This window comes from Methylobacterium sp. NFXW15 (assembly GCF_049887755.1).
Taxonomy (GTDB): domain Bacteria; phylum Pseudomonadota; class Alphaproteobacteria; order Rhizobiales; family Beijerinckiaceae; genus Methylobacterium.
Window position 1 is genome coordinate 495,235 of record NZ_JAGEKG010000002.1, and the last position, 24,898, is coordinate 520,132.

A 24,898-nucleotide genomic window follows, 5' to 3' on the forward strand; every position below is an offset into this window, starting at 1 on the left:
TTCCTCGCGAGACGCGGGCGTCGGACTGGCTGAGCCTATTGCCGCCGGGTTTGGCGTTTTCGCGGCGCGCGGTCAAATAGACCGATTGCGCCCAATGGGCACCCTGAGCAGACGGATCCTATGCCAAACCCCTCCCGCCGGTCCTCGCAGGTCGCGCCGTTCATGGTCATGGACGTCATGAGCGCCGCCGCGGCGCGGGAGCGTTCGGGCCTCGACGTGGTACATATGGAGGTCGGCCAGCCCTCGGCGGGGGCGCCCCGCCCGGTCATCGAGGCGACACGCAATGCGCTCACGCTCGGGCGCGTGCCCTATACCGAGGCTCTCGGCTTGCCGGCCCTGCGCGAGCGGATCGCGCAGGATTACCGGGGGCGGTACGGTGTCACGGTCGCGCCGGAGCAGGTCGTGGTGACGACAGGCTCCTCGGCCGGATTCCTTCTGGCTTTCATGGCGTTGTTCGATGCGGGCGACCGGGTGGGCGTGCCGCAGCCGGGCTATCCGGCCTATCGCAACATCCTCGCCTCGCTCGGCATCGAACCGGTGCCCATGGTGCTGCGCGAGCAGGACCGCTTCGCTCCAACGGCCGATCTGCTGCAATCCACCCACGAGATGGGAGCCCTGAACGGCGTCCTCGTGATGAGCCCGGCCAATCCGTCTGGCACGGTGATCGTGCCGGATGCCCTCGGCGATCTCTGCGCGCGCGCCCGCCGCCTCGGCCTGCCGCTGATCTCGGACGAGATCTATCATGGCCTCACCTACGGCGCGCCTGCCGCCACCGCGCTGGAGTTCGAGCCGGATGCGGTGATCATCAACTCCTTCTCCAAGTACCATTGCATGACCGGTTGGCGGATCGGGTGGATGGTCGTGCCGGAAGGGCTGGTGCGGGCCGTCGAGCGGCTGGCGCAGAACCTTTATATCTCCGCACCCTACCTCTCGCAGATCGGGGCACTCGCTGCCTTCGACGCGACCGAGGAGTTGGAGGCAGTGCGCGAAGGCTATGCGCGCAACCGCGCGATCCTGCTCGATGCGTTTCCCGGCCTCGGCCTGGGCAAGGTCCACCCGGCGGACGGCGCGTTCTACATCTATGCCGACGTGTCGAACCTTACGAACGATGCCGCGGGGTTCTGTCGGCGCATGCTCGATGAGGCCGGCATCGCCGCGACGCCCGGCCTCGATTTCGACCCCTCGGCGGGCGGCCACCACATCCGCTTCTCCTTCGCCGGATCGGAGAAGGATTGCCGGGATACGGTGGCCCGTCTCAGGACGTGGCTTCGCTGACCCGATTCAGTGCTGCGGGACCAGCGAGGTCACGGCTTCGTAGAGATCGGCGAAATGCTCGATCACGCGATCGGGCCCCAACTCGCTGACAGGCGTGTCTGTGTAGCCGAAGGTGACGGCGACGACGGGGATGCCCGCCGCCTTTGCCGTATCGATGTCGGTGCGGGAATCGCCCACCATCACGGCGCGCGCCGGATCGCCGCCCGCCTGAGCGATCGTATCGGTCAGGTGGCGGGGATCGGGCTTGTAGACCGGGAACGTGTCCCGGCCGCAGATCGCCGCGAAGCGATCGGCGATGCCGAGGATGTTCAGGAGCTTAACGGACTGCCCCTCGTACTTGTTGGTGCAGACGGCCAACGTGAAGCCCGCTTGGGCAAGCCGATCGAGCGACTCGACCACGCCATCGAACAGGTGGGAGGAATCGGCGAGGTGCTCGCCGTAATGGGTGATGAAGTCATCGAACAGCCTGTCGTGCTCGGCCGGTGCGAGGGCACGGCCCTCCGCCTCAAAACCGCGCTTGATCAAGGCTTTCGCCCCGGCCCCGATCAATTCGCGAGCCTGAGACAGGGGGAGTTCGGCCAGACCCTCGCGGGTCAGGAGCACGTTGAGCGTACCGATCAGGTCGCCCGCTGTTTCGGCGAGAGTGCCGTCGAGGTCGAAGACGGCGATGGGCGGGGCGACCATGTCGGAGATCCACTCGTTCGGAAAGTGGCGCTTGGCTACCGGCGACGCGGCGACCCGGCAAGGGTACGCGGCGAAGCAGCAGGCAATCCTGTTCCGCCATCCCTGCCTAAGACTCGCCTGAAACCTCCGCGAAAGCGGGGCCTCCCTTCAGCGGAAGTCCCATGCGCCCCATTCTGCCGACGCTCATCGTCTGCGGCCTGCTGCACGCTCTCCCGGCGGCGGCGACCTCTTACGAATTCGTGCCCGCCCCCCAGACCGACCTGAACCGCATGTACCGGATCGACAAGGTGACCGGCGAGGTCATCTCCTGTCAGTACGGCCTACAGGAATCCGGCGGCGGCATCGGTCAGACGGTGTGCTTCGGCGCGGGCGAGGGAGCAGGGCCGCAGGCGCCTTCCGAATACGGCCTCGTCGCGAGTCGCCACGGCCGCGAGGCGGGCGTGTTCCGCGTCAATTATCGCACCGGCGAGATGAGCATTTGCTTCGTGCTGGTGAAGAACCAACAGGTCGTCTGCACGCAGCAGTCGCGCCCAGGTGCCGAGGCTTCGGACAATGCACCGATTCCCGGCACCTCGGCCGGGCGGCCGGGAACGAGCGTCACCCCTTCACAGGGTGGGCGTCCGTGACCAGCCACGCGCCGCAGGCCCGTTCCGGTCTGGCATTCGGCGTGTTAGGGGCGCGGCGAGCATCCCTCAGGGCCAGCCCGACCATGTCCGTTTCGATCCCCGTTCAGCCCCGCCGGAGCGATCTGTGATGAGCGGTCCCGACCTCCGCCGCGCCGCCGCTGCCCGTGCGCTCGAACTGGTTCAGCCCGGCATGAAGCTTGGGCTCGGCACGGGTTCGACGGCTGCTGCCTTCGTGGATCTGCTCGGCGCGAAAGTCCGTGATGGGTTCGACATCGTCGGCGTGCCGACTTCGGAGGCGACGCGCATCCAGGCCGAAGGGCTTGGCATCCGCCTCGCCACCCTGGACGAGCAGCCTCAACTCGATCTCACGATCGATGGTGCGGACGAAGTCGATGACCAGTTGCGTCTGATCAAGGGCGGCGGTGCCGCTCTGCTGCGCGAAAAGATCGTCGCCTGCGCCAGCCGCCGCATGGTGGTGATCGCGGATGCCGCCAAGCACGTCGGCACTCTCGGTGCCTTCCCGCTGCCCATCGAGGTGAACCCGTTCGGCCTCGCCGCCACGCGCCTGGCCGTCGAGGCGGCCTTGTCCGCTTCGGGCTGCGAAGGCCCGGTGATCCTGCGCGAGAAGGATGGCCGTCCCGTCATGACCGATGGCGGTCACATGATTCTCGATGCCCGGCTCGGCCGCATTCCCGATCCCGAACGTCTCGGGGCTGCCCTCTGGTCCGTGCCCGGCGTGGTGGAGCATGGGTTGTTCCTCGGAATCGCCTCCGCCGCGATCCTCGCCGCCGATGTCGGCGGGAAAGCCCAAGTGACCGTCCTCGGCTCCCTCGCCTGAACCGATTCTCCAACCGACAGGACCTATCGATGTCCCGCCTTCTCGCCGCTCTGCTCGGCCTCGCGCTTGCGGCGCCCGTCACGCCGGTTCTCGCCCAGGTGAAGAAGCCTGCCCCGGCAGCCGCTCCCGCAACCGCTGCCCCGGCCGCGCCGACCTACAGCGCGAATCACCTCGCACTCGCCCGGGAGGTCATGCTCAGCTCCGGCATCGCCCGGTCGTTCGATTCGATCATACCATCCTTCGCGGATCAGATCCGCAAGCAGGCGATTACCCGGCCGGAGATCCAGAAGGACCTCGAAGAGGTTCTGATCGCGATCCAGCCGGAAATGGAGTTGCAGAAGCAGCGCCTGATCGACATCGCCGCGCGCACCTACGCCGCGAAGTTCAGCGAGGCCGAACTCACCGACATCGCCAACTTCTTCCGCTCGCCCGCAGGCAAGCGCTACGTCGAGATGCAGCCCGCGCTGCTCGATGAGATGGTCCGCGCGATGCAGGGTTGGACCGAGGAAGTCTCGGAATACATCATGGTCCGCGTCCGCGCGGAGATGGCCAAGCGCGGCCACGAACTCCAGTAAACCGACATGCAGGCGGCACGGCCGTTCTACGCCCTGGGCGGGGCGGCCCTGGCGCTATTGCCACTCGTGATGGTGCTGGCCAACCGGTCGAGCCCCGCCGTCGTGGCCATCGCCGCCCTGGCCTTCCTCGCCGGGCGGTGGCGAGAGCAGCGGGGTGACTTGCTGGCCCTGCTCGTCGCACAGTTGCGGACGCCGATGGGTTTGGCATCTGTGGCCTTTCTCGGTTGGTGCGTCGTCTCCATATCGTGGAGCCCCTTCCCGAGCTCTTCGCTCCGGATGCTCGGCGAGTTCCTCCCGACGCTGGTCGCCGCCTATCTCCTCGCGCGGCTCGCACCGGGGCGTCTGCCGGATTTCGCGCCGGGACTCGCGTGTTTCGCGATTTTCCTGGCGGGTCCGTTCATCGCGATCGACCTCGCTTTGGATCTTCCGGTGGAGCGGCTGTTCGGCAGCCGTGTCGCGGCCTTCGTGCACAACCGGCCCGCGATGATCCTCGATCTCGTGGCCGCCCCATTGGCTCTGCTGCTGTGGAGACGGGGTTCGCGGCTGGCTGCCCTGGCGATGCTCGCCTGTGCCGGGCTCGGCATCCTGAAGTCGATCAGCGGCGCGGCGGCGATGGGCCTGTTCGCCGGTCTCGCCATGGCTGGCTTGAGCCGGATTCTGCCGCGGCGGGGCGCCGTGGCCCTGGCGGGGCTAGGGCTCGGCCTCGCGGTCACGCTGGCGCCAATCGAGGGCGACCTCCTGTCGAAGGTGATGCCCGAGGCGGCGCATGCCCAGCTCACGCAATCCTCGTCGCGGGCGCGAGTCGCCATCGCCCGGAGCTTCGGCACGGCGGTGGCGCTCTCACCGTGGCGTGGCGCCGGGTTCGGCACCAGCGGGCGTTTCGCGGAGACGCCCGTCGCGGCCAGGATCGAGCCGGAAATGCGCATCCTGCTCGGCGTCGGCCATCCGCATAACAGCTTCCTTCAGGTCTGGGCCGAACTCGGCCTGCCCGGCGCTTTTCTTGCCGCCCTCGTGCTGATGCTGATGCTCTCCCGATTGAGCGTGCTACCGATCGCCGACCTTGCCGTTGGATTGGGCCTCGTGGCTTGCGCAGCAGCCATCGCCTTTGTGGAACACAACGCTTGGGCGGGCTGGTGGACGGCTGGGCTCGGTGCTGCCATCACCTGGGCGAGGGCCGCCCGCGCTCACACAGCTTCATCTACGACGGACCTGCCGACATGAGTTTCGACGTCGATCTCTTCGTCATCGGTGGCGGCTCCGGCGGTGTCCGGGCCGCGCGCATCGCCGCCGGTTACGGCGCCAAGGTGATGCTGGCCGAGGAATACCGTGTCGGCGGCACCTGCGTGATCCGCGGCTGCGTGCCGAAGAAGCTGATGGTCTATGCGGGCCGTTTCGCCGACGAATTCGAGGACGCTGCCGGGTTCGGCTGGACGGTGGAGAGGCCGCGCTTCAATTGGAGCGTGCTCAAAGCCCGGCGCGACGCCGAGGTCACGCGGCTGGAAAGCATCTACGACGCGAACCTGATGCGGGCGGGCGTCGAGATCGTGCCCGAGCGGGCGGTGATCGAGGATGAGAATACGGTCCGCCTCGTGAAGTCCGGCCGCCTCGTGCGTGCGCAACGCATCCTCGTGGCGGTGGGCGCCCATCCCGTGAAGGAGCCCGCCGTGCCGGGCGTCGAATTCGCCATCACCTCGAACGAGGTGTTCGAGTTGGAGAGCCTGCCGGAGCGGATTCTCGTCGTCGGCGGCGGATACATCGCGGTCGAATTCGCAGGCGTGTTCGCGGCCCTCGGGAGCCGCACCACCCTGCTGCACAGGGGCGACAAGCTCCTGCGAGGCTTCGATGACGAGGTGCGCGATGCCCTGGCCGATGCCTATGAGAAGCGTATGGACCTCCGCCTCGGTGCGACATTGTCGAAGATCGAGCGCCACGATGGCGGCCTCGCCGCCACCTTGAGCGACGGCAGCGTGATCGAGGCGGACCAGATCCTCCTCGCTACCGGCCGCAAGCCGAACATCGGTGGGCTCGGTCTCGATCGGGTCGGCATCGTGCCGGATGCCGCTGGCGCGATTCCCGTCGATGAATTTTCGCGGACCCAGGTGCCGTCCATCTATGCCGTGGGCGACGTGACGAACCGGGCAAACCTGACGCCGGTCGCGATCCGGGAGGGACACGCCTTCGCGGATACGGAATTCGGCGGCAAGCCGACGAGCGTCGATCATCACCTCATCCCCACCGCCGTGTTCTCGACACCCGAGATCGGGACGGTCGGGTTGTCCGAGGCGGCGGCTCGCCAGCAATGCGGGGAGATCGACGTCTATAAAGCGTCGTTCCGGCCGATGAAGGCGACGCTATCGGGACGTGACGAGCGGGTGATGATGAAGGTCATCGTCGAATGCGCGACGGATCGTGTGCTCGGCGTGCATCTCTTCGGGCAGGATGCGGGCGAGTTGATTCAGGCCGTCGGGATCGCCGTCACGATGGGGGCGACCAAGGCGGATTTCGACCGCACCATCGCGGTCCACCCCACCGCCGCCGAGGAACTCGTGACCATGCGGGTACCCGCCGTCACGAAGCATCCGGTCGGGGTCGGTTAGGCTCTCGTTCAGGGATAGCGACGGAAGCCGCACCGGTTGGGTCTCGACGCGCCCAATCGCTGAGCCATATCAGCCTCATGGGCAAGCACGGTTCTGGCGACGGAAAGCGCGATGACGCCCAAACGCGGCGTCAAGCGATCATAGACGGCCTTCTGGCCGATGCCTTACGGCCGGCTTTCACGTATCGCCTGCCGAGTCAGGATGCGTTGCCCGCCGACATCAGGCGGGCAATCGACCAGCTATTGGCGAAGGCCGAGGCGCAGCGAAGCCGCTGCCTAACCTACGACGATCTGGAGGAGGCGCTGCCGCCGAGGGACGTCTCGGCGGAGGATCTGGAAGCGATCTTCTGGATTCTGGCCGAACACGGCATCGAGGTCGAGGACGGCGACCCCGGCCTTTAGGACGGCGACGCAACTCAGCCATTCGACACGCCGTGATGGTGTTCGGGCTCTCGCGATCCGATGTGAACTTCTCTATAAGCCCCCATCCGCGCGGTGGGCGCGGTCGCACGAACGAGGTGCGTGGAGAAAGATCATGGGCGAGCGCTGGACACCGACGACGTGGCGGAACCTGCCGATTCAGCAGGTGCCGGCCTATCCGGACGCTGCTGCCCTGGCTGCCGTCGAAGCGCAGATCGCGACGTTTCCGCCGCTGGTTTTTGCAGGAGAGGCGCGCAAGCTGAAGGCGGCTCTGGCACGCGTTTCGGCCGGTGAGGCCTTCCTGCTGCAGGGCGGCGATTGCGCCGAGAGCTTCGACGAGCACTCCGCAGACAACATCCGCGATTTCTTCCGCGTGTTCCTGCAGATGGCGATGGTGCTGACCTTCGCGGGCGGCTCGCCTGTGGTGAAGGTCGGCCGCATCGCCGGTCAGTTCGCGAAGCCGCGCTCGTCTCCGAACGAGACGCAGGGCGAGGTGTCGCTGCCGAGCTACCGGGGTGACATCGTCAACGGCATCGGCTTCACGGAAGAGGCCCGCGTACCGGACCCGCGCCGCCAGCTTGAGGCGTACCGCCAGTCGGCGGCCACGCTCAACCTGCTGCGCGCCTTCGCCACCGGCGGCTATGCCAATCTCGAGAACGCGCATCGCTGGATGCTCGGCTTCGTGAAGGATTCGCCGCAATCCTCGCGCTACCAGGATGTCGCCTCGCGCATGAGCGATGCGCTCGGCTTCATGCGCGCCATCGGCATCAATCCAGAGACCCACCAGGAGGTGCGGACTACCGATTTCTACACGAGCCACGAGGCGTTGCTGCTCGGCTACGAGCAGGCCCTGACCCGCGTCGATTCAACGAGCGGTGATTGGTACGCAACCTCGGGGCACATGCTGTGGATCGGCGACCGCACCCGGCAGCCGGACCACGCCCATGTGGAATACGCCCGCGGCATCAAGAACCCGATCGGGCTGAAGTGCGGGCCATCCATGACGGGCGAGGGGTTGATCAAGCTAATCGACGCCCTGAACCCCGAGAACGAGGCTGGCCGCCTCAGCCTCATCTGCCGCTTCGGCGCCGATAAGGTGGGTGAGCACCTGCCGAACCTCGTGCGGGCGGTGGAGCGGGAAGGGCGGTCGGTCGTGTGGGTGTGCGATCCGATGCACGGCAATACGATCTCGGCGGGCGGCTACAAGACCCGTCCGTTCGACCGGGTGATGCAGGAGATCGAAGGCTTCTTCGGCGTCCACCGGGCCGAGGGCACGATCGCGGGCGGCATCCATCTGGAGATGACGGGCAAGGACGTGACGGAGTGCACTGGCGGCGCCCGCGCACTGACGGCGGACGATCTGCGTGACCGCTACCACACCTACTGCGACCCGCGCCTCAACGCGGAGCAGGCGCTGGAAGTGGCCTTCCGCACGGCCGAATTGGTGAAGCGCGAGCGCGCCGACCTCGACACGCCGCGCCTCGACGCGGCTGAATAAGGCAAAAGGCCGGGTGATGAGCCCGGCCTTTCCTGTCTGGATTAGGCGATGGCCCTGGCCGCGCCGTTCCACCTCGTCAGGATGTTCGGCACCTCAGTGATCGGCACCGGGCGGCTGAACAGGTAGCCCTGCACCTCGTCGCAGCCTTCCGCCCGCAACCGGGCGAGTTGTGCTTCCGTCTCGACGCCCTCTGCTGTTGTCGTCATGCCGAGGCTGGCACCGAGGCTGATGACGGCGCGAACGATGAAGTCCGTGCCGTCCTCCTCGCACAGATCCCGGACGAAGGACTGATCGATCTTGATCTTGTCGAAGGGGAAGCTGCGCAGGTAGCTGAGCGACGAGTAACCCGTCCCGAAGTCGTCCATCGAGACGCGCACCCCGAGCCCCTTGAGGCTGTGCAGAATCGCGGTGGTGGTCCCCGGATTGGCCACCAGGACCGATTCGGTGATCTCCAGTTCGAGGCGTCGTCCCGGCAGGCCGGTGACACGCAGGGCATCGCGCACGGCGGAGACGAGGCTCGCGGAGGTAAATTGCACCGCCGAGACGTTCACGGCGATCTTCAATCCATCCGGCCAGCGCACAGCATCGGCACAGGCCTTGGCGAGCACCCATTCCCCGAGTGGGATGATGAGCCCCAATTCCTCCGCCAGGGGAATGAACTCGGCGGGTGAGATGAAGCCCCGAACCGGGTGCTTCCACCGCAACAGCGCCTCGAAGCTGCAAACACGCTCTGCACCGAGGCTGTAGATGGGCTGATAGTAGACCTCGAACGCCTCGGTCTCCAGGGCGTGACGCAGGTCGTTCTCAAGCACGCGGCGGGCCTGGAGCCGGGCATCCATGTCGGGCTCAAAATAACGGAACGAGCCGCGCGCCTCAGCCTTTGCACGGGCCAGGGCAACGTCGGCGTTCTTCAGGAGCTTGCCCGCGCTCGTGCCGTCACCCGGCGCAACGGTGATTCCCAGCGTGACGCCGACGCTGACGACATGGTTCGACAGAACGTAGGGCGCCTTGACCACGTCGATGATCCGGCGCGCCAGCACGGCCGCATCTTCGGGCCGCTCGACGGCACGCTGGACGACCACAAACTCGTCGGCGCCGATGCGCGCGACACAATCGATCTCGCGGACGCAGGCGCTCAGCCGGTTCGCGACGGCCACAAGCAATTCGTCGCCGACCGCGTGGCCGAACATGTCGTTGATCGGGCGGAAATCGTCGAGATCGATGGCGAAGAGGGCGAAGCCCTGTTCGCGGCCGGCCTGAGCGACGGCCGAGGTGATCTGCTGTTCCAGGGCCACGCGGTTGGGCAGGCCGGTCAATACGTCATGATGGGCGAGGAAGGCGATCCGCGCCTCCGCGTGGCGCCGTTCCGTCACGTCCTCATAGGTCGCTACGAATCCACCATCGGCGGTGTTCCGGCGCTCTATGGCGATGACCTTGCCGTTGGGCAGTTCGTCGATGACCGGGAAGGAGGTCGGTCCGTGTGATCCGTCGCGCTGTCCGCGGGCAACTTCGGTCAGCATGCGTCCCGCATCGGGCCCGGCGAAACTGACCGCCATCACTTGCTTCGCCGTCATCCCGGGTGCGACGGCGCCGACCGGCAATCCGTAGATTTGCGCGTAGCGGCGGTTCACCACCATGAGCCGGTCATTGGCATCGAACAGGCACAGGCCCTGGGACATGTTGTCCAGGGCCGCATCAAGGCGCAGGTTGGTCTCGCGAAGCTGGTCTTCCTGTTCCTTTACGACGCTGATGTCGCTGCACACGGCGATAAAGCCGCCTTCTTCGATTGCGCTGCGGCTCACGCGCAGCCATCGCCCGTTCGGCAAGCGGAATTCGCCGTCCTGCCAGAGTGCTTCGCGGAAAATGGCCTCTCTGGTCGCATCGCCCTGCGACTCGACTCCGTCGAAGAACTGAAGAGCAACCGGGTTCGCGAACGCGATCTGACCCGCCGCATCGATGACGATCACGCCTTCGCGCGAGCTTTGCAGCGCGTCCGTGAGCAAGCGCTCGGCCGAGCGGCGCTGACGCACCTCCCGTTCCATCATCACGCGAATGTTGTCCCGCATGGCTGCCATCGACCGCAGCAGGCTGCTCAATTCGTCCCGTCCATCTGTGGGGATTGAATCGTCGAGATGGCCCGCCGCGATCCGCTCGGCGGCGATCGAGGCCGAGACGATCGGTCCGCGAATACGCCGATGGAGAAGCCAGGCGATGAGGGCCGAACCGAAGATGGCCAGCGCCGCAGCCGCCATATTCAGCCGCAATTCGCTGTTCACCGCCATGCGCGCAGCCTGACGGAAGGTGAAGCCATCACCCGCCGTGTAATTTACCAGCATATCCAGCTGCGCGTCGACGATATCGGCCTGATGGTCGAGCGCATCCCACCTGTCCTGGCGAACCGTAGAGAGATCCCCGAAGCCACGGCGGATATCGTCCCAGGCTGCGACGCCGGCCTGCACCGCATGGGCCGCCCGCACGGCCCGATCGGACTGAGCGCGCTCGACGGCGATGGTCAGGTCTTCGGCGAGCGTGGTGTGCAATTCGACGATGGTGGCATCGAGCTTGGCGATGGCGGCTTTGTCGCTGGTCAGACCCTGGCGGGCGAAGACCGCACGCATCTTGGCAAAATCCGCCGCCGTCGCTCGTGCGTAATTGATAGACATCAGCGACTGATCGTACGTCTTACCGACGAGATCGCCGACGTGATCGATCGCGATGATGGCATAGATGCCGAGCGCTCCAGACAGGAGGCTCATGACGAAGAAGGCGATGAAGATCCTCGCCTTGATCGTGGCGACGAAGGTGCCGAGCGACAAAACCCGTCCGCGAACGGACGGCCTCGCCTTCGTCGGAATTACCGCCTCGGAATATTGCATCTCGCCGGGTCACCGCTCGGTCGTCGTGCACAGTCCTATGGGCTACATATTAAAGTGTGATTAGCTCAGCCTTTGTTTGATCTAGATAAGTGCCCCGCTGGCATCGCTTGTGCAGGTGGAACCGAACGATCGCTGCCAAGAGCATTGTGCATAAGCTTTTTCTCAACCTTGTCGGCGTACGACCTGCGAGAACTCGGGAGCCGACATGCTGAGCCTAGCAACAGCCAAGCAACGGAAGTCCCGTCTCGCCTTTTTGCTTCCCAGCCTCGCCGCTCTCGGCGCCGGGATGCTGGCAGGTGTTCCGGTTGTCGGGGGCCTTCAAGCCGCAGGCATCGTCGTGTCGCAGAAGGGGCGCATGTTCCATCCGGACTCGCTGTCCGTGACGAAAGGCGAGACGGTCATCATCGTGAACGATGACAGTGACCTGCTGCACCATGCCTACATCGAATCGCCGACGTTCAGCTTCGATTCCGGGGACCAGGATCCCGGGAGCCGCACGCCGGTCGTGTTCACCCAGCCGGGCATCTTCCAAGTGTTGTGCGGCATTCACCCGAAGATGAAGTTGACCGTTCGGGTCAACTGACCCCGTCAGCGGGCCGCCGAGCGCATGGGCGTACCGCCTGGGGCGCCGCCTTCGGGTGCCACCGGTTGATCCTCGCGCAGATCGGGGGAGGGGCCAAGGATGATGCGGGTCTGCGCATCGAGCCCATCTTCGACCTCCAAAGCCCGGCCGAAATCCCGGCGAAGGGAGATCGTCCGCCACGTGATCCGGCCATCGTCCTTCACGACCGCCACACGAAGTTTGCCCTGGCTGAAGATGGCCGCTTCCGCGGGCACCACGATGCCCGGCCTATCGCGCGGGATCTTCAACGTCACATCGGTGTGCATTCCGGAGCGGAGTACGCCGTCCGGGTTCGCCACGTCGACTTCGGTGGTCAGGGTGCGCGAGGCCGTCTGAAGCGCAACGGAGCTGCGCTCGACGGCGCCCGCGAAGAGACGGCCGGGGAGTTGCGGCACACGGATCGTCGCTTCGACGCCGGGTGACACGCCCTTCGTGAGGTTTTGCGGCACGTTCACGGCGATGCGCAGGGTGCTGTCTTGGTCTAAGGCGAGCAGCGGTGTGCCGCCATTGTCGGCACGGACCAGATCGCCGACATCGACATTGCGTGTCGTCACCACCCCGTCGAAGGGCGCGACGACGCGCTCATAGGCCGTGAGCGCCCGCAACCGCTCCACGGCCGCCTGCTGCGCTTTGATGTTGGCCGCCGCGACTTTCACCCCCGCCTCTGCGGCGGCAAGCGTTGCGGCCTCAGACAGAAGTCCAGCCTGCGACGTGTCGGCATTCTGGCGGGAGGCCCATCCCTGGTCGGCGAGCGTCGTCGTGCGGTTGTTGGTGAGGCTTGCGAGCGTGACGCTAGCCTTGGCCTGCTCGACGCGGGCGTCGGCCTGTAACCGCAGGGCTTCGAGTTGGCCGAGTTGCGCCTGAGCCTGCGCGAGTTGCTGATCGAGATCCGGAGCGGCAATCCGGATGAGCAGGTCGCCTGCCTTCACCCGCGAGCCGATATCGACATGCCGCTCGGCGATATAGCCGGTCGCCCGGGCCGCGATGGCGGCTGTGAGAAACGGGCGCGTCTCGCCCGGAAGGGTGAGATCGATCGGGCCATCGGCCCGCTCGGCCATGGCAGTTCGCACACGGGGGACGACGTGACGGATGTTCTCAAGCGTCCGGGTCGCCTCGATATCGCGCTGCCAATGCCCGTAGGCACCCCAGCCGACGAGGCCGATCGCGGCGAGTGCCACGAGAACGAAGGGCGCTTTTCCAGGCGGGGGCGGGGGCTCCGGCCTGTCGTCACGCGGTTCCATGCCAGGCTCGCTCCGGCCCGGCGAGGTCCCAGGCCTATGCAAGCTAGTGGCAGCGCTCCCGGAAGGCCAGGGCGCCGCCTCGCCGCAGCACATCTCAGCGGGGCAGAGCCCGCACGCTGCGCCGTGCGAGGCGTTTGTGCAGGTGGACCATCAGGGCGATCCCGAAAAGCGGCGTCACGAGATTGACGACCGGCACCACCATCATGCCCGCGAGGAGGCAACCCGCCAGCATCGTGCGCACCGCGTGGGCGCGGCGCATCTCGGCGGCGCCATCCACGTCACGGAATCGCGCGGCGGCCATCTCGAAATATTCACGCGACAGGAGATACGCGTTGGCGCCGAAGAAGGCTGCCACGCCGATCACCGGCACGAAAAAGATGACGAGCGCCGCGAGATTCACGAGGAGCGTGAGCCCGGCGAAGCGGAGGGCATAGAGCATCGACCGGCCGAAGGGCATGGCTTCGCCCGGCGGGTCCGCCGGAAAGTCGGTTCGTTCGACGATCTCGGCCGCCTCGTCGAGGAAGAAGCCCGCGACGACGATCGACACGGCGGGCAACAGGTAGATCAGCGCGACGAAGAGACCGAAACCCGCCAGATAGTAGGCGAGGCTGTCGAGGATCGGGTACTGCGCCGAGATATGATGGCTGGCCTGGAAGGCTTGGATCAGACGGGTGAGTCCGAGCCAGAGAAGCGCAAGGATCCCGACCGTGAGGCCAAGCGATTTCCAAAGGATACCGCGCAGGGCGGGCGACAGCGTCTGACGCAGAGCCGCGGAAGCGGAATCGAGAATCATCGGTTCTGGTCCGGCAAGGAACGAAACGGCTGGGTTGTGGGATCGCGCATGCGGCAGTGCAAGGGTGGGCCAGTGAGCAAGGCGACGGCAATGGCGAAGCAAACCCCTGCGACGGCCCATTCCCCCGACTACCGGCCTCCGCTCGCGAACATGCCCGAGGCGCCGGATGTGATCGTCATCGGCGCGGGCGCGGCAGGCATCGCCGCAGCGCGCAGTCTCGTCGCGGCCGGGCGGTCGATCGCCGTGCTTGAGGCACGAGACCGCGTCGGTGGCCGCGCTGTGACGGTGTCGCTACGGGGTCACCCGGTCGATCTCGGGGCGCACTGGCTCCATGCCGGGCCGATCAATCCCCTCGTCGCCCTAGGTCATCAGCGCGGCGAGCGCCTGCGCCGGGCGCCGCAGGAGATGCACGGTTGGATTTCAGGCAGGCCCGCCCGCCCTACGGAGTCCCGCGCCAGCGGTCGTGCCTTCGAGCGCGCCGATCAGGCCATGACGAGCAGTGCCGGACGGGAGGGCGAGGATCGCTCGGCCGCCAGCGTCCTGCCCCCTGGCCTCGGGCCCTGGGGGAAGCGAGTGGCGCAGGTCCATGGCCTCGTCTCGGGGCGACCGCTGGAGGAGGTCTCCCTCCATGATTTTCCGAGCATGGAATACGGCGATAACTTCTTCATCGCGGGCGGCTACGGCAACTACCTCGCCCGCCTCGCCGCCAACCTGCCGATCCGTTTGTCCGCCGCCGTCCGTCGCATCGACTGGTCGGGCGACGGGGTGAGGGTGGAGATCGAGGACGGCACGGAACTCCGCGCCAAGGCTGCCATCGTCACGATCCCGATGATGGTCCTGCGCGATGGCCCGGCCTTCTCGCCGCCGCTGCCGAACGCCGTTCGCGCCGCCATCGACGGCTTCGTCACCGGCATCTACGAACACGCCGTTCTGCACTGGCCATCGAGCCCATTCTCCGGGCACGACCGGCTCGCGAGCTTCTATGGCGGACGCCGATCGCCCGCCGGTCTTCTGACCCGGATCGACGGAACGCCGTTCCATTTCTACGAGCTCGATGTCCACGAGGCCGCTGCGATCGATGCGGCGGGAGGCGGTGTAGACCTCGTCCGGCGCCATGTCCGCGCGGTGCTGGCCGAACAGGTCGGGCGAGCGCGCATCCGCGATCTGACGATCCCTGCCGTGAGCGCGTGGCGGCACGATCCGCATGCGCGTGGGTCCTGGGCGGTGGTGCCACCAGGCCATGCCCCGGCGCGCCTGACACTTCGCGACGGCATCGGTAACAAGCTCTGGTTCGCCGGCGAGGCGCTGTCACGGGAGCAATGGGGCACGGTGGGTGGTGCCTATGAGCAGGGAATCCGCGCCGCCGAGGCGGTACGCGAAAGCCTCTCGCCCACGAAGAACGGGTGAGTTGCCTTGCCGGATGCGGCGCGGACGGGCATTCCCCCGCCGCAACCGCCTCCGGGGATGGCGATGAACTGGATCGAAGCCGTCGGATATCTCGGCACCGCGCTGACCATCGCGGCGACCGCGATGAGCACGATGATCCCGCTGCGGATCATCTCCCTCTGCGCGAGTTGCGTCGTCGTGACCTACGGTATCCTGATCGGGAGCATGCCCGTGGTGCTCACCGAGTGCATTCAGATCCCTTTCAACGCCTACCGGCTGTGGGAGATGGTGCGCCTGATCCGCCAGACGGAGATCGCCTCGTCGGGCGACCTGACGCATGAATGGCTGGCCCCGTTCGGCACCAAGCGCCGCTTCCGGGCAGGACAGACCGTGTTCCACGAGGGCGATGCGGCCGACGAACTGTTCTATGTCGAGAACGGCGTCTTCCTGATCCCCGAGGTCGGCATCGAGGTCGGGAAAGGCGGCATTGTCGGGGAGCTGGGCCTGCTCTCACCCGGCAATACCCGCACGGCGTCCCTCGTGTGCCTTCAGGCGGGGAGCGCGCTGCGCATCTCCTATTCCGAGGTAAAGCAGCTCTACTACCAGAACCCGGAATTCGGCTTTTACTTCCTGAAGCTTACGAGCGAGCGACTGTTTCAGAGCGCCAAGGGCGGCGAACGCATCGCCGCCGGAGACGCAATCTGAATGCGGTTCGGCTCAGAGCATGCTCGGTAGGATGCGGTCCGGTGGGCGGTGGCCGTCCATGAAGGTCCGAATGTTGATGATGACCTTCTCGCCCATATCCACGCGGCTTTCATGCGTGGCCGAACCCATATGCGGCAGCAGCACGACCTTGCCCTGGCGGGCAAGCTTCACGAGGCGTGGGCTCACCGCAGGCTCCTGTTCGAACACATCGAGGCCCGCTGCCGAGACGTCGCCCGCCTCGATGAGCCGGGCGAGAGCGTTCTCGTCGATCACCTCGCCACGGGCGGTGTTCACGACGATCGCTTCCGGCTTGAGCAGCTTCAGCCGCCGAGCCGAGAGCAGATGATAGGTCGCGGGCGTGTGCGGGCAGTTCACCGACACGATGTCGACACGGGCCAGCATCTGGTCGAGCGATTCCCAATAGGTCGCATCGAGGGCGCTCTCGATCGCCGCCGGAACGCGGCGGCGGTTGTGGTAGTGGACCTGCAAGCCGAAGGCGCGGGCACGCTTGGCCAGCGCCTGACCAATACGGCCCATGCCGACGATGCCGAGGCGCTTACCGGTGATGCGACGGCCCAGCATCCAGGTCGGCGACCAGCCGGTCGTCCAATCGTCGTCGGGAATGATCCGCGCGCCCTCGGCCACGCGGCGAGCGACGGCGAGAATCAGCGCCATTGTCATGTCCGCGGTGTCCTCGGTGAGGACACCCGGCGTGTTGGTGACGGTGATGCCGCGCTCGAGCGCGACGCCGACATCGATATGATCGACGCCGTTGCCGAAATTGGCGATGAGCCGGAGGTTCGGACCCGCCTGAGCAAGCAGGGCGGAATCGATCTCGTCCGTCACCGTCGGCACGAGCACATCGGCCTCGCGCAGGGCCGAAGCGAGGGCCTCACCGCCGAGAGGCGTATCGCTCTCATTGAGGCGGACGTCGAACAACTCTCGCATCCGCGTCTCGACGGCGTCCGGCAGACGCCGCGTCACCACCACGAGCGGCTTGCGCTTCGACACGTCTCACTCCCCCCGGCCTCAAGGCCGCAAGCATCCATTAACCGAGTTCGGCCACATAGGACCGGCTTTCGCCCCCCGGTTGCCGGCTGATGCCGGCCATGTTGGTCTGTCTAGCAGAGGCAGGGCGGAACACAATCGGAGCCCGGATCCGCCAATCGGAGATCCGGCCCGGACGTCATTCCCGGAGGGACGATGCGCCCGCTACGCCCGACTCTCATCGCCATCCTGTTCGGTGCCGCCGGGGCCTTTGCCGGTCCCGCTGCGGCTCAGGAAAGCGGTGTCGGCCCTGTCACCAAGCTTCCGCTGCCTCGCTACGCCAGCCTGAAGACGGACCGCGTGAATCTGCGCGAGGGTCCGTCGAAGGATCACCGCACCCTCTGGGTGTTCCAGCGGGCGGGGCTTCCGGTGGAAATCATCGGCGAGTTCGAAACGTGGCGGCGCATCCGCGACTCGGAAGGCACGGAGGGCTGGGTCCTGCACTCGCTCTTGTCCGGGCGCCGCACCGCCGTCGTCAATGCCGGGCCCGACAAGGACGGCGTCAAGGCGACGATCCCCCTACGGTCGAGCCCCGACGATTCGTCCGGAGACGCCGCGCGGCTTCAGACGGGGGTCATCGGCAATATCAAGAGTTGTACCGGCACGTGGTGCCGGATGATCGTCACGCTGCCATCCAAGCGTGATGTGGATGGCTATATCCGCCAGAACCGGCTGTGGGGCGTCTATCCCAACGAGAAGGTCGAATGACAAAAGGCCCGGCGCGAGCCGGGCCTTTTGCTGTCAACAACTTGTTTGCGACGAGTGCGGTCGCTCAACCCTGCGTACGGCGACCTGCCGGGCGGCTGCGACGCAGGCGAACGATGACCTCGACGCCAGCGATCTCCATGCCCTCAGGAGCCTCCGGCAGCGAATCGACCGTGATGCCGCAATCCGGCATGTCGATCACCGCGCCCTCTTCTTCGAGATAGAAGTGATGGTGCTCGCTCGGGTTGGTGTCGAAGTACGCTTTCGACCCGTCGAGGGCGAGTTGACGCAGCAGACCAGCCTCGGTGAACTGGTGAAGCGTGTTGTACACGGTGGCCAGCGAGACCGGCACCTTGGCCCGCATCGCTTCGTCGTACAGCATTTCCGCTGTCAGATGGCGGTCGCCACGCCCGAACAGCAGCCAGCCGAGCGACAGGCGCTGACGGGTCGGACGCAGACCGGCGCGGCGCAACCGCTCCCGCAGGTCCGACAGCGGGCAACCGCGACGGCCGGCACCGCTGGCCTCCGTGGGGAGGGCGGGCATGCGACCGCTTAGGACAGCCTGCAGTGGCACCATCTCTGACATTTCGGACTGAACGCTCGACAGGAGGGCTGACAATTACGTGACACTATAAGGAAGGCGGCCCTCCGTCGCAACCCGGCGCAGCTTGACCGGTCGACCCGCTTTGAACCCGCTCCCGACCGTGTTAACCCGCGACCGGGCGCGTCGGCGGTGGTCGCCGGCCTGTCGCTATCGAACGGGAATTGCTCCGCTTTCATGCCGCCTGACGCCGATACCGCGCAATCGCCGGCTCCGAGCCGTCGCTCGAGCTACTCCTACGAGGACCTGTTGGCCTGCGGACGCGGCGAACTGTTCGGCGCGGGCAACGCGCAGCTGCCTCTGCCGCCGATGCTGATGTTCGACCGCATCACCTCGATCGGGACCGAAGGCGGCGCCCATGGCAAGGGCCATGTCCTCGCCGAGTTCGATATCCGGCCGGACCTCTGGTTCTTCCCGTGCCACTTCCAGGGCGATCCCGTCATGCCGGGTTGCCTCGGCCTCGACGCGCTCTGGCAGTTGGTAGGCTTCCACCTCGGTTGGCTCGGTGCCGCCGGCCGCGGTCGCGCTCTCGGTGTCGGAGAAGTGAAGTTCGCCGATCAGGTGCTGCCGACCAACAAGAAGGTCGTGTACGGCATCGACATCAAGCGCGTCCGCCAGGGACGTCTCGTGCTCGGCATTGCCGATGGGTGGCTGGAAGCCGATGGCAACCGCATCTACGAGGCGAACGACCTGCGCGTCGCGCTTTTCCAGGCCTCGAACGCCTGATATCGGCTCCCGTTGAGAACCGTGATTGGGCCAAATTCGGCCCGGCACGGTCAAAGTTTCGGGTGGCGCGGGCAACGCCTGACGTTTCCGGCTGTTGAGATTGCACCGGCTACCCCTTAGCTGACCGCAACGCGGCGTGGGCAACCGACGTCGCGACGGAGGTTTGGTCTTTCCATGCGCCGCGTCGTCATCACCGGGATGGGCATCGTCTCGTCCATCGGCAACAACACGCAGGAGGTTCTGGCCTCTCTGCGCGAAGCCCGCTCGGGCATCACCCGTGCCGTCCCCTTCGCAGAGCACGGTTTCCGCTGCCAGGTTCAGGGCGCGCCGACGCTCGACCCCGAGACCGTGGTCGATCGGCGTGCCATGCGCTTTCACGGGGGCGGCACCGCCTGGAATCAGGTGGCGATGGAGCAGGCGATCCGCGATGCCGGGCTCGACGAGGGCGACGTTTCCAACGACCGCACCGGCATCATCATGGGCTCCGGCGGTCCTTCGACCCGGTCCATCGTTGAGGCGGCCGATATCGCTCGCAGCAAGGGCCCGAAGCGCGTCGGCCCCTTCGCGGTGCCCAAGGCCATGTCGTCCACCGCTTCGGCCACCCTGGCGACGTGGTTCAAGATCAAGGGCGTGAACTATTCGATCTCGTCCGCCTGCGCGACCTCGAACCATTGCATCGGCAATGCCGCCGAGATCATCCAGGGCGGCCGTCAGGACATCATCTTCGCGGGCGGCTGCGAGGAGCTGGACTGGACGCTCTCCGTCCTGTTCGATGCCATGGGCGCCATGTCCTCGAAGTATAACGACACGCCTGCTCGCGCCTCGCGCGCCTATGATGCGGGTCGGGACGGCTTCGTCATCGCGGGCGGTGCCGGTGTGCTGGTGCTGGAAGAGTACGAGCACGCCAAGGCGCGCGGTGCGCGCATCTACGGCGAGATCGCGGGCTACGGGGCGACGTCGGACGGCTACGACATGGTCGCGCCCTCTGGCGAAGGTGCCATCCGCTGCATGAAGCAGGCGATTGCCGGGCTGAAGGGTGCGCGGATCGACTACATCAACCCGCATGCCACCTCGACCCCCGTCGGCGACGACAAGGAGATCGAGGCGATTCGGGAAGTGTTCGGTCGGGGCGACGCATGCCCGCCCATCGCGGCCACCAAGTCGCTGACCGGGCATTCCTTGGGCGCGACAGGCGTTCAGGAAGCGATCTACAGCCTGCTGATGATGAATAACGGCTTCATCTGCGAGAGCGCGCATATCGATGAGATCGATCCCGCTTTCGCCGACATGCCGATCCTGCGCGCGCGCAAGGACGGCGCGAAGCTCGGCCACGTGCTGTCGAACTCCTTCGGGTTCGGTGGCACCAACGCCACGCTGGTCCTGAAGCATATCGACGCCTGAGCGAGGCGCTGTCCATTGGACAGCGCCGCGACGGGCGGGCTAAGGCAGACCTCGGTGCCGTCTTCTCCGTGAAGGCGGCCGACGGTAGTGAAGACGGGTTCGCATGACAGGTTTGATGGCAGGCCGGCGCGGCCTGATCATGGGCGTCGCCAATGATCACTCGATCGCCTGGGGCATCGCCAAGATGCTTCATGCCCAGGGCGCGCAGCTAGCCTTCACCTATCAGGGCGATGCCCTCGGCCGTCGTGTCGCTCCCCTTGCGGCCAAGCTCGACTCGGACGTGGTGCTGCCTTGCGACGTGGAGGACCTTGCCTCCGTCGATGCGACCTTCGCAGCCCTGGACGATCGCTTCGACGGAAAGCTCGATTTCGTGGTTCACGCCATCGGCTTTTCCGACAAGGCGCAGTTGAAGGGCCGCTACGTCGATGTGACGACGCGCGAGAACTTCGTGCGTACGATGACGATCTCGTGCTTCTCCTTCACCGAGATCGCCCAACGCGCGGCCAAGCGGATGAAGGCCGGTGGCTCGCTGCTGACGCTGACTTACGGCGGCTCGACCCGGGTCATGCCGAATTACAACGTGATGGGTGTGGCCAAGGCGGCGCTCGAAGCCTCGGTGCGATACCTCGCCACCGATCTCGGGCCGGACGGCATCCGTGTGAACGCTCTCTCGGCGGGACCGATGCGCACCCTCGCCGGGGCGGGCATTTCCGATGCACGCCTGATGTTCAATCACCAGCGTGCCCACGCCCCCCTGCGCCGGACCGTGACGTTGGAGGAGGTTGGCGGATCGGCGCTGTACCTGCTCTCGCCCCTCTCCGGCGGCGTGACCGGCGAGGTCCATTTTGTGGATTCGGGCTACAACATCATCTCGATGCCGCGCCCCGACGTGCTTCAGGCCCAGGACGAGGCGGGCGTCGTCGGCGACGCCTGAGCGGCGGCTCACTCCTCCGGAATACGGCCGGGCGGAATGGGTCCGGCCTCCACGCCGCGTGAGCGCCGCGCCGCGCGCTCGGCCCGTGCAGCGGCAATCTCGCGCTGCGACGGCGGCGCCGAGGGATAGTTCGACGCGAAGGGATTGGCCGGAGCCGCTTCCGGAGTGCCGCCGAACAGCCGGTCGAGAAAGTTGGACTCGGCCCGCGCGGGCAGGGCAGCGCCGCACATCGCCGCGAAAGCGATGACGGCGAGTAAGCGAGAGCGGTGCGGCATCGGCGGATCCTGCGATCTGAAGGCGAAACCGCATCTGAGGTCGCATTCGGGCGGATCGGTGGCCACGGAACCGCCCCGGCGCCCCAATGGTTCGCGCTCCGAAACCCTGTGAAAGAGTTCGGAGGCGTCATGACCGAAGTCACCTACCATATCGTCGAACACGACGGCGGCTACGCCTACAAGGTCGGCGACGTCTTCTCCGAGACCTTCCCGAGTCGCGAGGAGGCACTGCAGGCTGCTCAGGCCGCAGCCGCCGAGCAGCAAGTGCCGGGCTCGACCGAAGGCATCCGCTACCAGGATCAGGCGGGGCAGTGGCACGACGAGACGGCGCAGGGCAACGACCGCCCCGTCGCCAAAGTCGAGGATTAAGACCAGCCGGGGAGGGCGGGTCAGCCTGCCTCGCCTTCCCCCTTCATCTCGATTGTGCCGAGGGCATCAGCCAACCGCGCGGTGGCGCTGCCGGGCTTGAGCGGCCTCTGCTGGCTCTCATGTGGTGCCCAGCCCAGCAGCCAGACCAGTTCGAAACTGGCGCGAATGCGCCCGTCACGATCCGCAAAACGTTCGCTGTAGATCTGGGCGGCGCGTAGCAGGGTGGTCCGGCGCATGGGGTGACGACGGCGATCGGTGAGGGCATTCGTCATGCCCATGGCTCGTAGATCGCGCATCAGCGCGAAGGCATCCGCATAGCGCACCGTCAGCAAATCGGAATCGGCGACCGGGAGGGCAAAGCCCGCGCGCTGCAGCAAGCCCCCGGCCTCCCGGATCGCGACGAAGGGTGCGACACGCGGGCTCGCACCACCTTCGATTTCGGCCTCCGCCTGGGTAAGGCTCTGACGCAACTCGGTGAGTGTCGCCCCGCCGAGAAAGCAGCTCACAAAGAGGCCGTCCGGTCTCAGGGCGCGGCGAATCTGTACCAGAACCCCCGGCAGGTCGTTGACCGCATGGAGCGCGAGAAGCGACACGACGCAATCGAGGCTGGCGGCCCCGACCGGCAGAGCCTCGGCATCCGCTACCGCTCGGCCCATACCGGGTTCCGGCAGGGGTGAAAGGCGAAGCCGCACGGCTTCGGGGTAGCGGCGGGCCAAGACCGTCTCCGCTGCCGCAATGGGACTCGCGAGGTCGAGTACGGTCTGGAACTCGCGCAGCACAGCGCTCAACCGATCATCGAGATCCTCGGCGGCACGGGCAAAAAGAAAGTCCGCGAAGCCACCTGCTCGTGCGCGGGCGAGCCGGTGGCGGATTAAAGTGGTGTCGAAAAGCGGATGCGGCGTGCTCATCACGGGCTGAGATGGCGTATGAAGGGGCCAGATGCCACCCGCAAAGACGTGAAGTCGACTCAGCGACGGAAGGGGAACCAGACGTTGGCGTCCGTGTTCCTGCCGCGAGAGCCATCCGGCTTAAGTTTTCGAACGGGAGATTCTTGATGAAGCGCCTGATTCTCGGCACCGTCGTCGCCCTGTCCGCCCTCACCGCCGCTGGCGCGGCCGAGGCGAAGGGTTGCATCAAGGGTGCCATCGTCGGTGGCATCGCGGGCCATTACGCGGGCCACCATGGTCTGGCGGGCGCCGCCGCCGGCTGCGCGGTTGGCCGTATGCGGGCGAACGCCAAGGCGCGCGCCGCCGACCAGCAGGCGATCCGGCCTGCCGGCGTTCGCTGAGCATCCTCACCGATCATCGTAGCGGCGCCTTAAGGGGCGCCGCTGCCCTTTGGCGACGGGCAAGCGCCGCCACACTCGGCCTCGTCTATCCTCCGACCTGCGCAGGATGCGGTGCGGCCACCGCCGATGCCGGGGCCTTCTGCCCCGCCTGCTGGTCCGGCCTTCGGCTGATCGACGAGCCCCTTTGCGACCGCCTCGGCATTCCATTCGCCGTCGATCTTGGGATCGGACGGTTGTTCTCGCCTCAGGCCTTCGCCCAGCCGCCCGTCTTCGCCCGCTCGCGCGCAGTCGCGCTATACGACGATGTGGCGCGCGGCCTCGTCCATCGGCTGAAATATGAGGATCGGCACGATCTGGCCCGGCCCATGGCGCGCATGATGTCCGCCGCTGGGCGTGATCTGATTGCCGAGGCCGATTGCGTGGTGCCCGTCCCTTTGCACCACTGGCGGCTTTGGCGGCGGCGATTCAACCAAGCGGCATTGCTCGCGCGCCCCATCGCCAATTCAGCGGGGCTTCCGTTCCTGCCGCAAGCCCTGTCACGTCGGCGTCCGACGCGTACTCAGGTCGGCCTGAGCCGCGCGGCGCGGGCCGAGAATCTGGCGGGCGCCTTCCAGGTCCCGCCCGCGTTCCGGCACCTAGTCGCCGGCCGCCGGGTCCTGCTTGTGGACGATGTGCGAACGACGGGCGCCACCGGAAACGCCGCGGCCCGCGCGCTGATGCGCGCAGGTGCGAACTCGGTCGATCTCCTCACCTTCGCGCTGGTGGGCGAACCGGTCGGCTAAGCCGCGTCCTGCCGGCCGGGAGCTTTCTGGGTCACTGACAGGGTGAAGTCGAAGGCTTCCGCGATGCTCTCGTACCAGAGGGAGAGCGGCGTGGCCCGATCGAGATGCAAGGCGCCGTCAGCCTCCAACCCGTCCCGATGGAGCGATGCGCCCTGACCGGCAGCCAAGCGGATCATCGGTCCGTTGCGAGAGAAGCAGCGCACGTGAAGGTCGCTAACGCCTCGATTGCGCGCCGCCTGCGTGATGCGACGAAACAAGGCCGCGCCGAGCCCCATGCGTCGGAACGGGCGTTCCACCGCGAAAGCGGCCTCCGCTTCCGGCCCAACGAAGTAGCTCGATGAGCCGGGCCCGGCGGGCCGCAATTCTCCGAGGCCGCGAAGGGTGCCGTCGATGAAGGCGCCGAACATCACGCCACGTGCGGTCATCGCCTGCTCGGCATAGAGGCGAATGCCCGCCTCGCTGACCTGACCCATGAAGCGGTTCGCCCGGGTGTCCGGATCGAGCCGACAGAAATAGTCGAGAACGGCCTGCCGATCGCTCAACCAGAGGCGGCGGACCCAATGTTGTGTGTCTGATTGCCGAAGGTCGGCCATGAACGTCTCCGGTCTGCTGGCGCATCGGCGCCAAAGGATCCG

27 protein-coding genes are annotated in these 24,898 nt (G+C 66.7%); 18 read left to right on the plus strand and 9 right to left on the minus strand.

What is annotated here, in order from left to right:
• Nucleotides 1–120: 120 nt before the first annotated feature.
• Nucleotides 121–1,275 carry a pyridoxal phosphate-dependent aminotransferase gene (locus J4O73_RS06700; protein WP_426215755.1) on the plus strand — a complete coding sequence of 385 codons (1,155 nt, stop codon included), beginning with the start codon at nucleotides 121–123 and terminating at the stop codon, nucleotides 1,273–1,275.
• A gap of 6 nt (nucleotides 1,276–1,281) precedes the next feature.
• On the opposite strand, the gene J4O73_RS06705 is transcribed toward J4O73_RS06700, so the two are convergent.
• Entirely contained in the window at nucleotides 1,282–1,959 is a 678-nt protein-coding gene (locus J4O73_RS06705; RefSeq protein WP_426215757.1) for an HAD-IA family hydrolase, read from the minus strand.
• A gap of 161 nt (nucleotides 1,960–2,120) precedes the next feature.
• Between J4O73_RS06705 and J4O73_RS06710 the strand changes: the two genes are divergently transcribed.
• The 7 genes from J4O73_RS06710 to J4O73_RS06740 all read left to right on the plus strand — a co-directional run bounded on the left by J4O73_RS06710 (nucleotide 2,121) and on the right by J4O73_RS06740 (nucleotide 8,512).
• Nucleotides 2,121–2,585, plus strand: coding sequence for a hypothetical protein (locus J4O73_RS06710; RefSeq protein WP_426215759.1), 465 nt, complete (start codon nucleotides 2,121–2,123; stop codon nucleotides 2,583–2,585).
• Between the two features lie 127 nt (nucleotides 2,586–2,712).
• Nucleotides 2,713–3,423 (plus strand): ribose-5-phosphate isomerase RpiA, encoded by a 711-nt coding sequence (gene rpiA / locus J4O73_RS06715; RefSeq protein ID WP_426215761.1) that lies wholly within the window; start codon nucleotides 2,713–2,715, stop codon nucleotides 3,421–3,423.
• Between the two features lie 29 nt (nucleotides 3,424–3,452).
• Entirely contained in the window at nucleotides 3,453–3,998 is a 546-nt protein-coding gene (locus tag J4O73_RS06720; protein WP_426215763.1) for a DUF2059 domain-containing protein, read from the plus strand.
• A gap of 6 nt (nucleotides 3,999–4,004) precedes the next feature.
• The gene (locus J4O73_RS06725; protein ID WP_426215765.1) at nucleotides 4,005–5,219 is read left to right on the plus strand and encodes an O-antigen ligase family protein; all 1,215 of its coding nucleotides are present in this window, start codon (nucleotides 4,005–4,007) and stop codon (nucleotides 5,217–5,219) included.
• On the plus strand, nucleotides 5,216–6,595 hold the full coding sequence (gor, locus tag J4O73_RS06730) for a glutathione-disulfide reductase (RefSeq protein WP_426215767.1): 1,380 nt from the start codon (nucleotides 5,216–5,218) through the stop codon (nucleotides 6,593–6,595). Before J4O73_RS06725 ends, gor begins: the two co-directional genes overlap by 4 nt.
• Before the next feature lie 77 nt (nucleotides 6,596–6,672).
• Nucleotides 6,673–6,996: an RNA polymerase sigma factor region1.1 domain-containing protein gene (locus tag J4O73_RS06735; RefSeq protein WP_378965947.1), complete on the plus strand. Its 324-nt coding sequence runs from the start codon at nucleotides 6,673–6,675 to the stop codon at nucleotides 6,994–6,996.
• Nucleotides 6,997–7,129: 133 nt separating this feature from the next.
• Nucleotides 7,130–8,512 (plus strand): class II 3-deoxy-7-phosphoheptulonate synthase, encoded by a 1,383-nt coding sequence (locus tag J4O73_RS06740; protein WP_426215768.1) that lies wholly within the window; start codon nucleotides 7,130–7,132, stop codon nucleotides 8,510–8,512.
• Nucleotides 8,513–8,553: 41 nt separating this feature from the next.
• Here J4O73_RS06740 and J4O73_RS06745 read toward each other — a convergent pair whose 3' ends face one another.
• Nucleotides 8,554–11,388 carry an EAL domain-containing protein gene (locus J4O73_RS06745; RefSeq protein ID WP_426215771.1) on the minus strand — a complete coding sequence of 945 codons (2,835 nt, stop codon included), beginning with the start codon at nucleotides 11,386–11,388 and terminating at the stop codon, nucleotides 8,554–8,556.
• A gap of 205 nt (nucleotides 11,389–11,593) precedes the next feature.
• Here J4O73_RS06745 and J4O73_RS06750 point away from each other — a divergent pair, with 205 nt between their 5' ends.
• Nucleotides 11,594–11,971: a plastocyanin gene (locus J4O73_RS06750; protein WP_426215773.1), complete on the plus strand. Its 378-nt coding sequence runs from the start codon at nucleotides 11,594–11,596 to the stop codon at nucleotides 11,969–11,971.
• 5 nt (nucleotides 11,972–11,976) lie between these two features.
• Here J4O73_RS06750 and J4O73_RS06755 read toward each other — a convergent pair whose 3' ends face one another.
• Nucleotides 11,977–13,251: an efflux RND transporter periplasmic adaptor subunit gene (locus J4O73_RS06755; RefSeq protein ID WP_426215775.1), complete on the minus strand. Its 1,275-nt coding sequence runs from the start codon at nucleotides 13,249–13,251 to the stop codon at nucleotides 11,977–11,979.
• Nucleotides 13,252–13,345: 94 nt separating this feature from the next.
• Nucleotides 13,346–14,044: a sulfate transporter family protein gene (locus tag J4O73_RS06760; RefSeq protein WP_426215777.1), complete on the minus strand. Its 699-nt coding sequence runs from the start codon at nucleotides 14,042–14,044 to the stop codon at nucleotides 13,346–13,348.
• A gap of 90 nt (nucleotides 14,045–14,134) precedes the next feature.
• Between J4O73_RS06760 and J4O73_RS06765 the strand changes: the two genes are divergently transcribed.
• Together J4O73_RS06765 and J4O73_RS06770 are read left to right on the plus strand one after the other, a co-directional pair.
• A complete protein-coding gene (locus J4O73_RS06765; RefSeq protein WP_426215779.1) occupies nucleotides 14,135–15,451 on the plus strand; it encodes a flavin monoamine oxidase family protein in 1,317 nt (438 codons plus the stop codon).
• A 63-nt stretch (nucleotides 15,452–15,514) separates the two neighbouring features.
• Nucleotides 15,515–16,135 (plus strand): Crp/Fnr family transcriptional regulator, encoded by a 621-nt coding sequence (locus tag J4O73_RS06770; protein ID WP_426215781.1) that lies wholly within the window; start codon nucleotides 15,515–15,517, stop codon nucleotides 16,133–16,135.
• Nucleotides 16,136–16,147: 12 nt separating this feature from the next.
• Here the strand turns inward: J4O73_RS06770 and J4O73_RS06775 are convergent, their stop codons facing one another.
• Nucleotides 16,148–17,146 carry a 2-hydroxyacid dehydrogenase gene (locus J4O73_RS06775; protein WP_378965929.1) on the minus strand — a complete coding sequence of 333 codons (999 nt, stop codon included), beginning with the start codon at nucleotides 17,144–17,146 and terminating at the stop codon, nucleotides 16,148–16,150.
• A 192-nt stretch (nucleotides 17,147–17,338) separates the two neighbouring features.
• Here J4O73_RS06775 and J4O73_RS06780 point away from each other — a divergent pair, with 192 nt between their 5' ends.
• On the plus strand, nucleotides 17,339–17,890 hold the full coding sequence (locus J4O73_RS06780; protein WP_426215783.1) for an SH3 domain-containing protein: 552 nt from the start codon (nucleotides 17,339–17,341) through the stop codon (nucleotides 17,888–17,890).
• Between the two features lie 64 nt (nucleotides 17,891–17,954).
• On the opposite strand, the gene irr is transcribed toward J4O73_RS06780, so the two are convergent.
• Nucleotides 17,955–18,473, minus strand: a complete 519-nt coding sequence (irr, locus tag J4O73_RS06785; protein WP_426215785.1) for a Fur family transcriptional regulator Irr — start codon at nucleotides 18,471–18,473, stop codon at nucleotides 17,955–17,957.
• 192 nt (nucleotides 18,474–18,665) lie between these two features.
• Here irr and fabA point away from each other — a divergent pair, with 192 nt between their 5' ends.
• The 3 genes from fabA (at nucleotide 18,666) to fabI (ending at nucleotide 21,549) form a co-directional block, all read left to right on the plus strand.
• Nucleotides 18,666–19,214: a 3-hydroxyacyl-[acyl-carrier-protein] dehydratase FabA gene (gene fabA, locus J4O73_RS06790; RefSeq protein WP_426215787.1), complete on the plus strand. Its 549-nt coding sequence runs from the start codon at nucleotides 18,666–18,668 to the stop codon at nucleotides 19,212–19,214.
• Nucleotides 19,215–19,388: 174 nt separating this feature from the next.
• Nucleotides 19,389–20,615 carry a beta-ketoacyl-ACP synthase I gene (gene fabB, locus J4O73_RS06795; protein WP_426215789.1) on the plus strand — a complete coding sequence of 409 codons (1,227 nt, stop codon included), beginning with the start codon at nucleotides 19,389–19,391 and terminating at the stop codon, nucleotides 20,613–20,615.
• Between the two features lie 103 nt (nucleotides 20,616–20,718).
• Nucleotides 20,719–21,549: an enoyl-ACP reductase FabI gene (gene fabI / locus J4O73_RS06800; protein ID WP_426215791.1), complete on the plus strand. Its 831-nt coding sequence runs from the start codon at nucleotides 20,719–20,721 to the stop codon at nucleotides 21,547–21,549.
• An 8-nt stretch (nucleotides 21,550–21,557) separates the two neighbouring features.
• Here fabI and J4O73_RS06805 read toward each other — a convergent pair whose 3' ends face one another.
• Entirely contained in the window at nucleotides 21,558–21,824 is a 267-nt protein-coding gene (locus tag J4O73_RS06805) for a hypothetical protein (protein ID WP_426215793.1), read from the minus strand.
• 129 nt (nucleotides 21,825–21,953) lie between these two features.
• On the opposite strand from J4O73_RS06805, the gene J4O73_RS06810 reads away from it, so the two are divergent.
• Nucleotides 21,954–22,193, plus strand: a complete 240-nt coding sequence (locus J4O73_RS06810) for a DUF2188 domain-containing protein (RefSeq protein ID WP_378965913.1) — start codon at nucleotides 21,954–21,956, stop codon at nucleotides 22,191–22,193.
• A gap of 20 nt (nucleotides 22,194–22,213) precedes the next feature.
• Here the strand turns inward: J4O73_RS06810 and J4O73_RS06815 are convergent, their stop codons facing one another.
• Nucleotides 22,214–23,101, minus strand: coding sequence for a class I SAM-dependent methyltransferase (locus J4O73_RS06815; protein ID WP_426215795.1), 888 nt, complete (start codon nucleotides 23,099–23,101; stop codon nucleotides 22,214–22,216).
• Between the two features lie 146 nt (nucleotides 23,102–23,247).
• On the opposite strand from J4O73_RS06815, the gene J4O73_RS06820 reads away from it, so the two are divergent.
• Nucleotides 23,248–23,481: a hypothetical protein gene (locus J4O73_RS06820; protein WP_426215797.1), complete on the plus strand. Its 234-nt coding sequence runs from the start codon at nucleotides 23,248–23,250 to the stop codon at nucleotides 23,479–23,481.
• A 2-nt stretch (nucleotides 23,482–23,483) separates the two neighbouring features.
• Nucleotides 23,484–24,263, plus strand: a complete 780-nt coding sequence (locus J4O73_RS06825) for a ComF family protein (protein ID WP_426216003.1) — start codon at nucleotides 23,484–23,486, stop codon at nucleotides 24,261–24,263.
• Here J4O73_RS06825 and J4O73_RS06830 read toward each other — a convergent pair.
• The gene (locus J4O73_RS06830; RefSeq protein WP_426215799.1) at nucleotides 24,260–24,856 is read right to left on the minus strand and encodes a GNAT family N-acetyltransferase; all 597 of its coding nucleotides are present in this window, start codon (nucleotides 24,854–24,856) and stop codon (nucleotides 24,260–24,262) included. The two genes, J4O73_RS06825 and J4O73_RS06830, sit on opposite strands and share 4 nt — an antisense overlap.
• Between the last annotated feature and the right edge of the window lie 42 nt (nucleotides 24,857–24,898).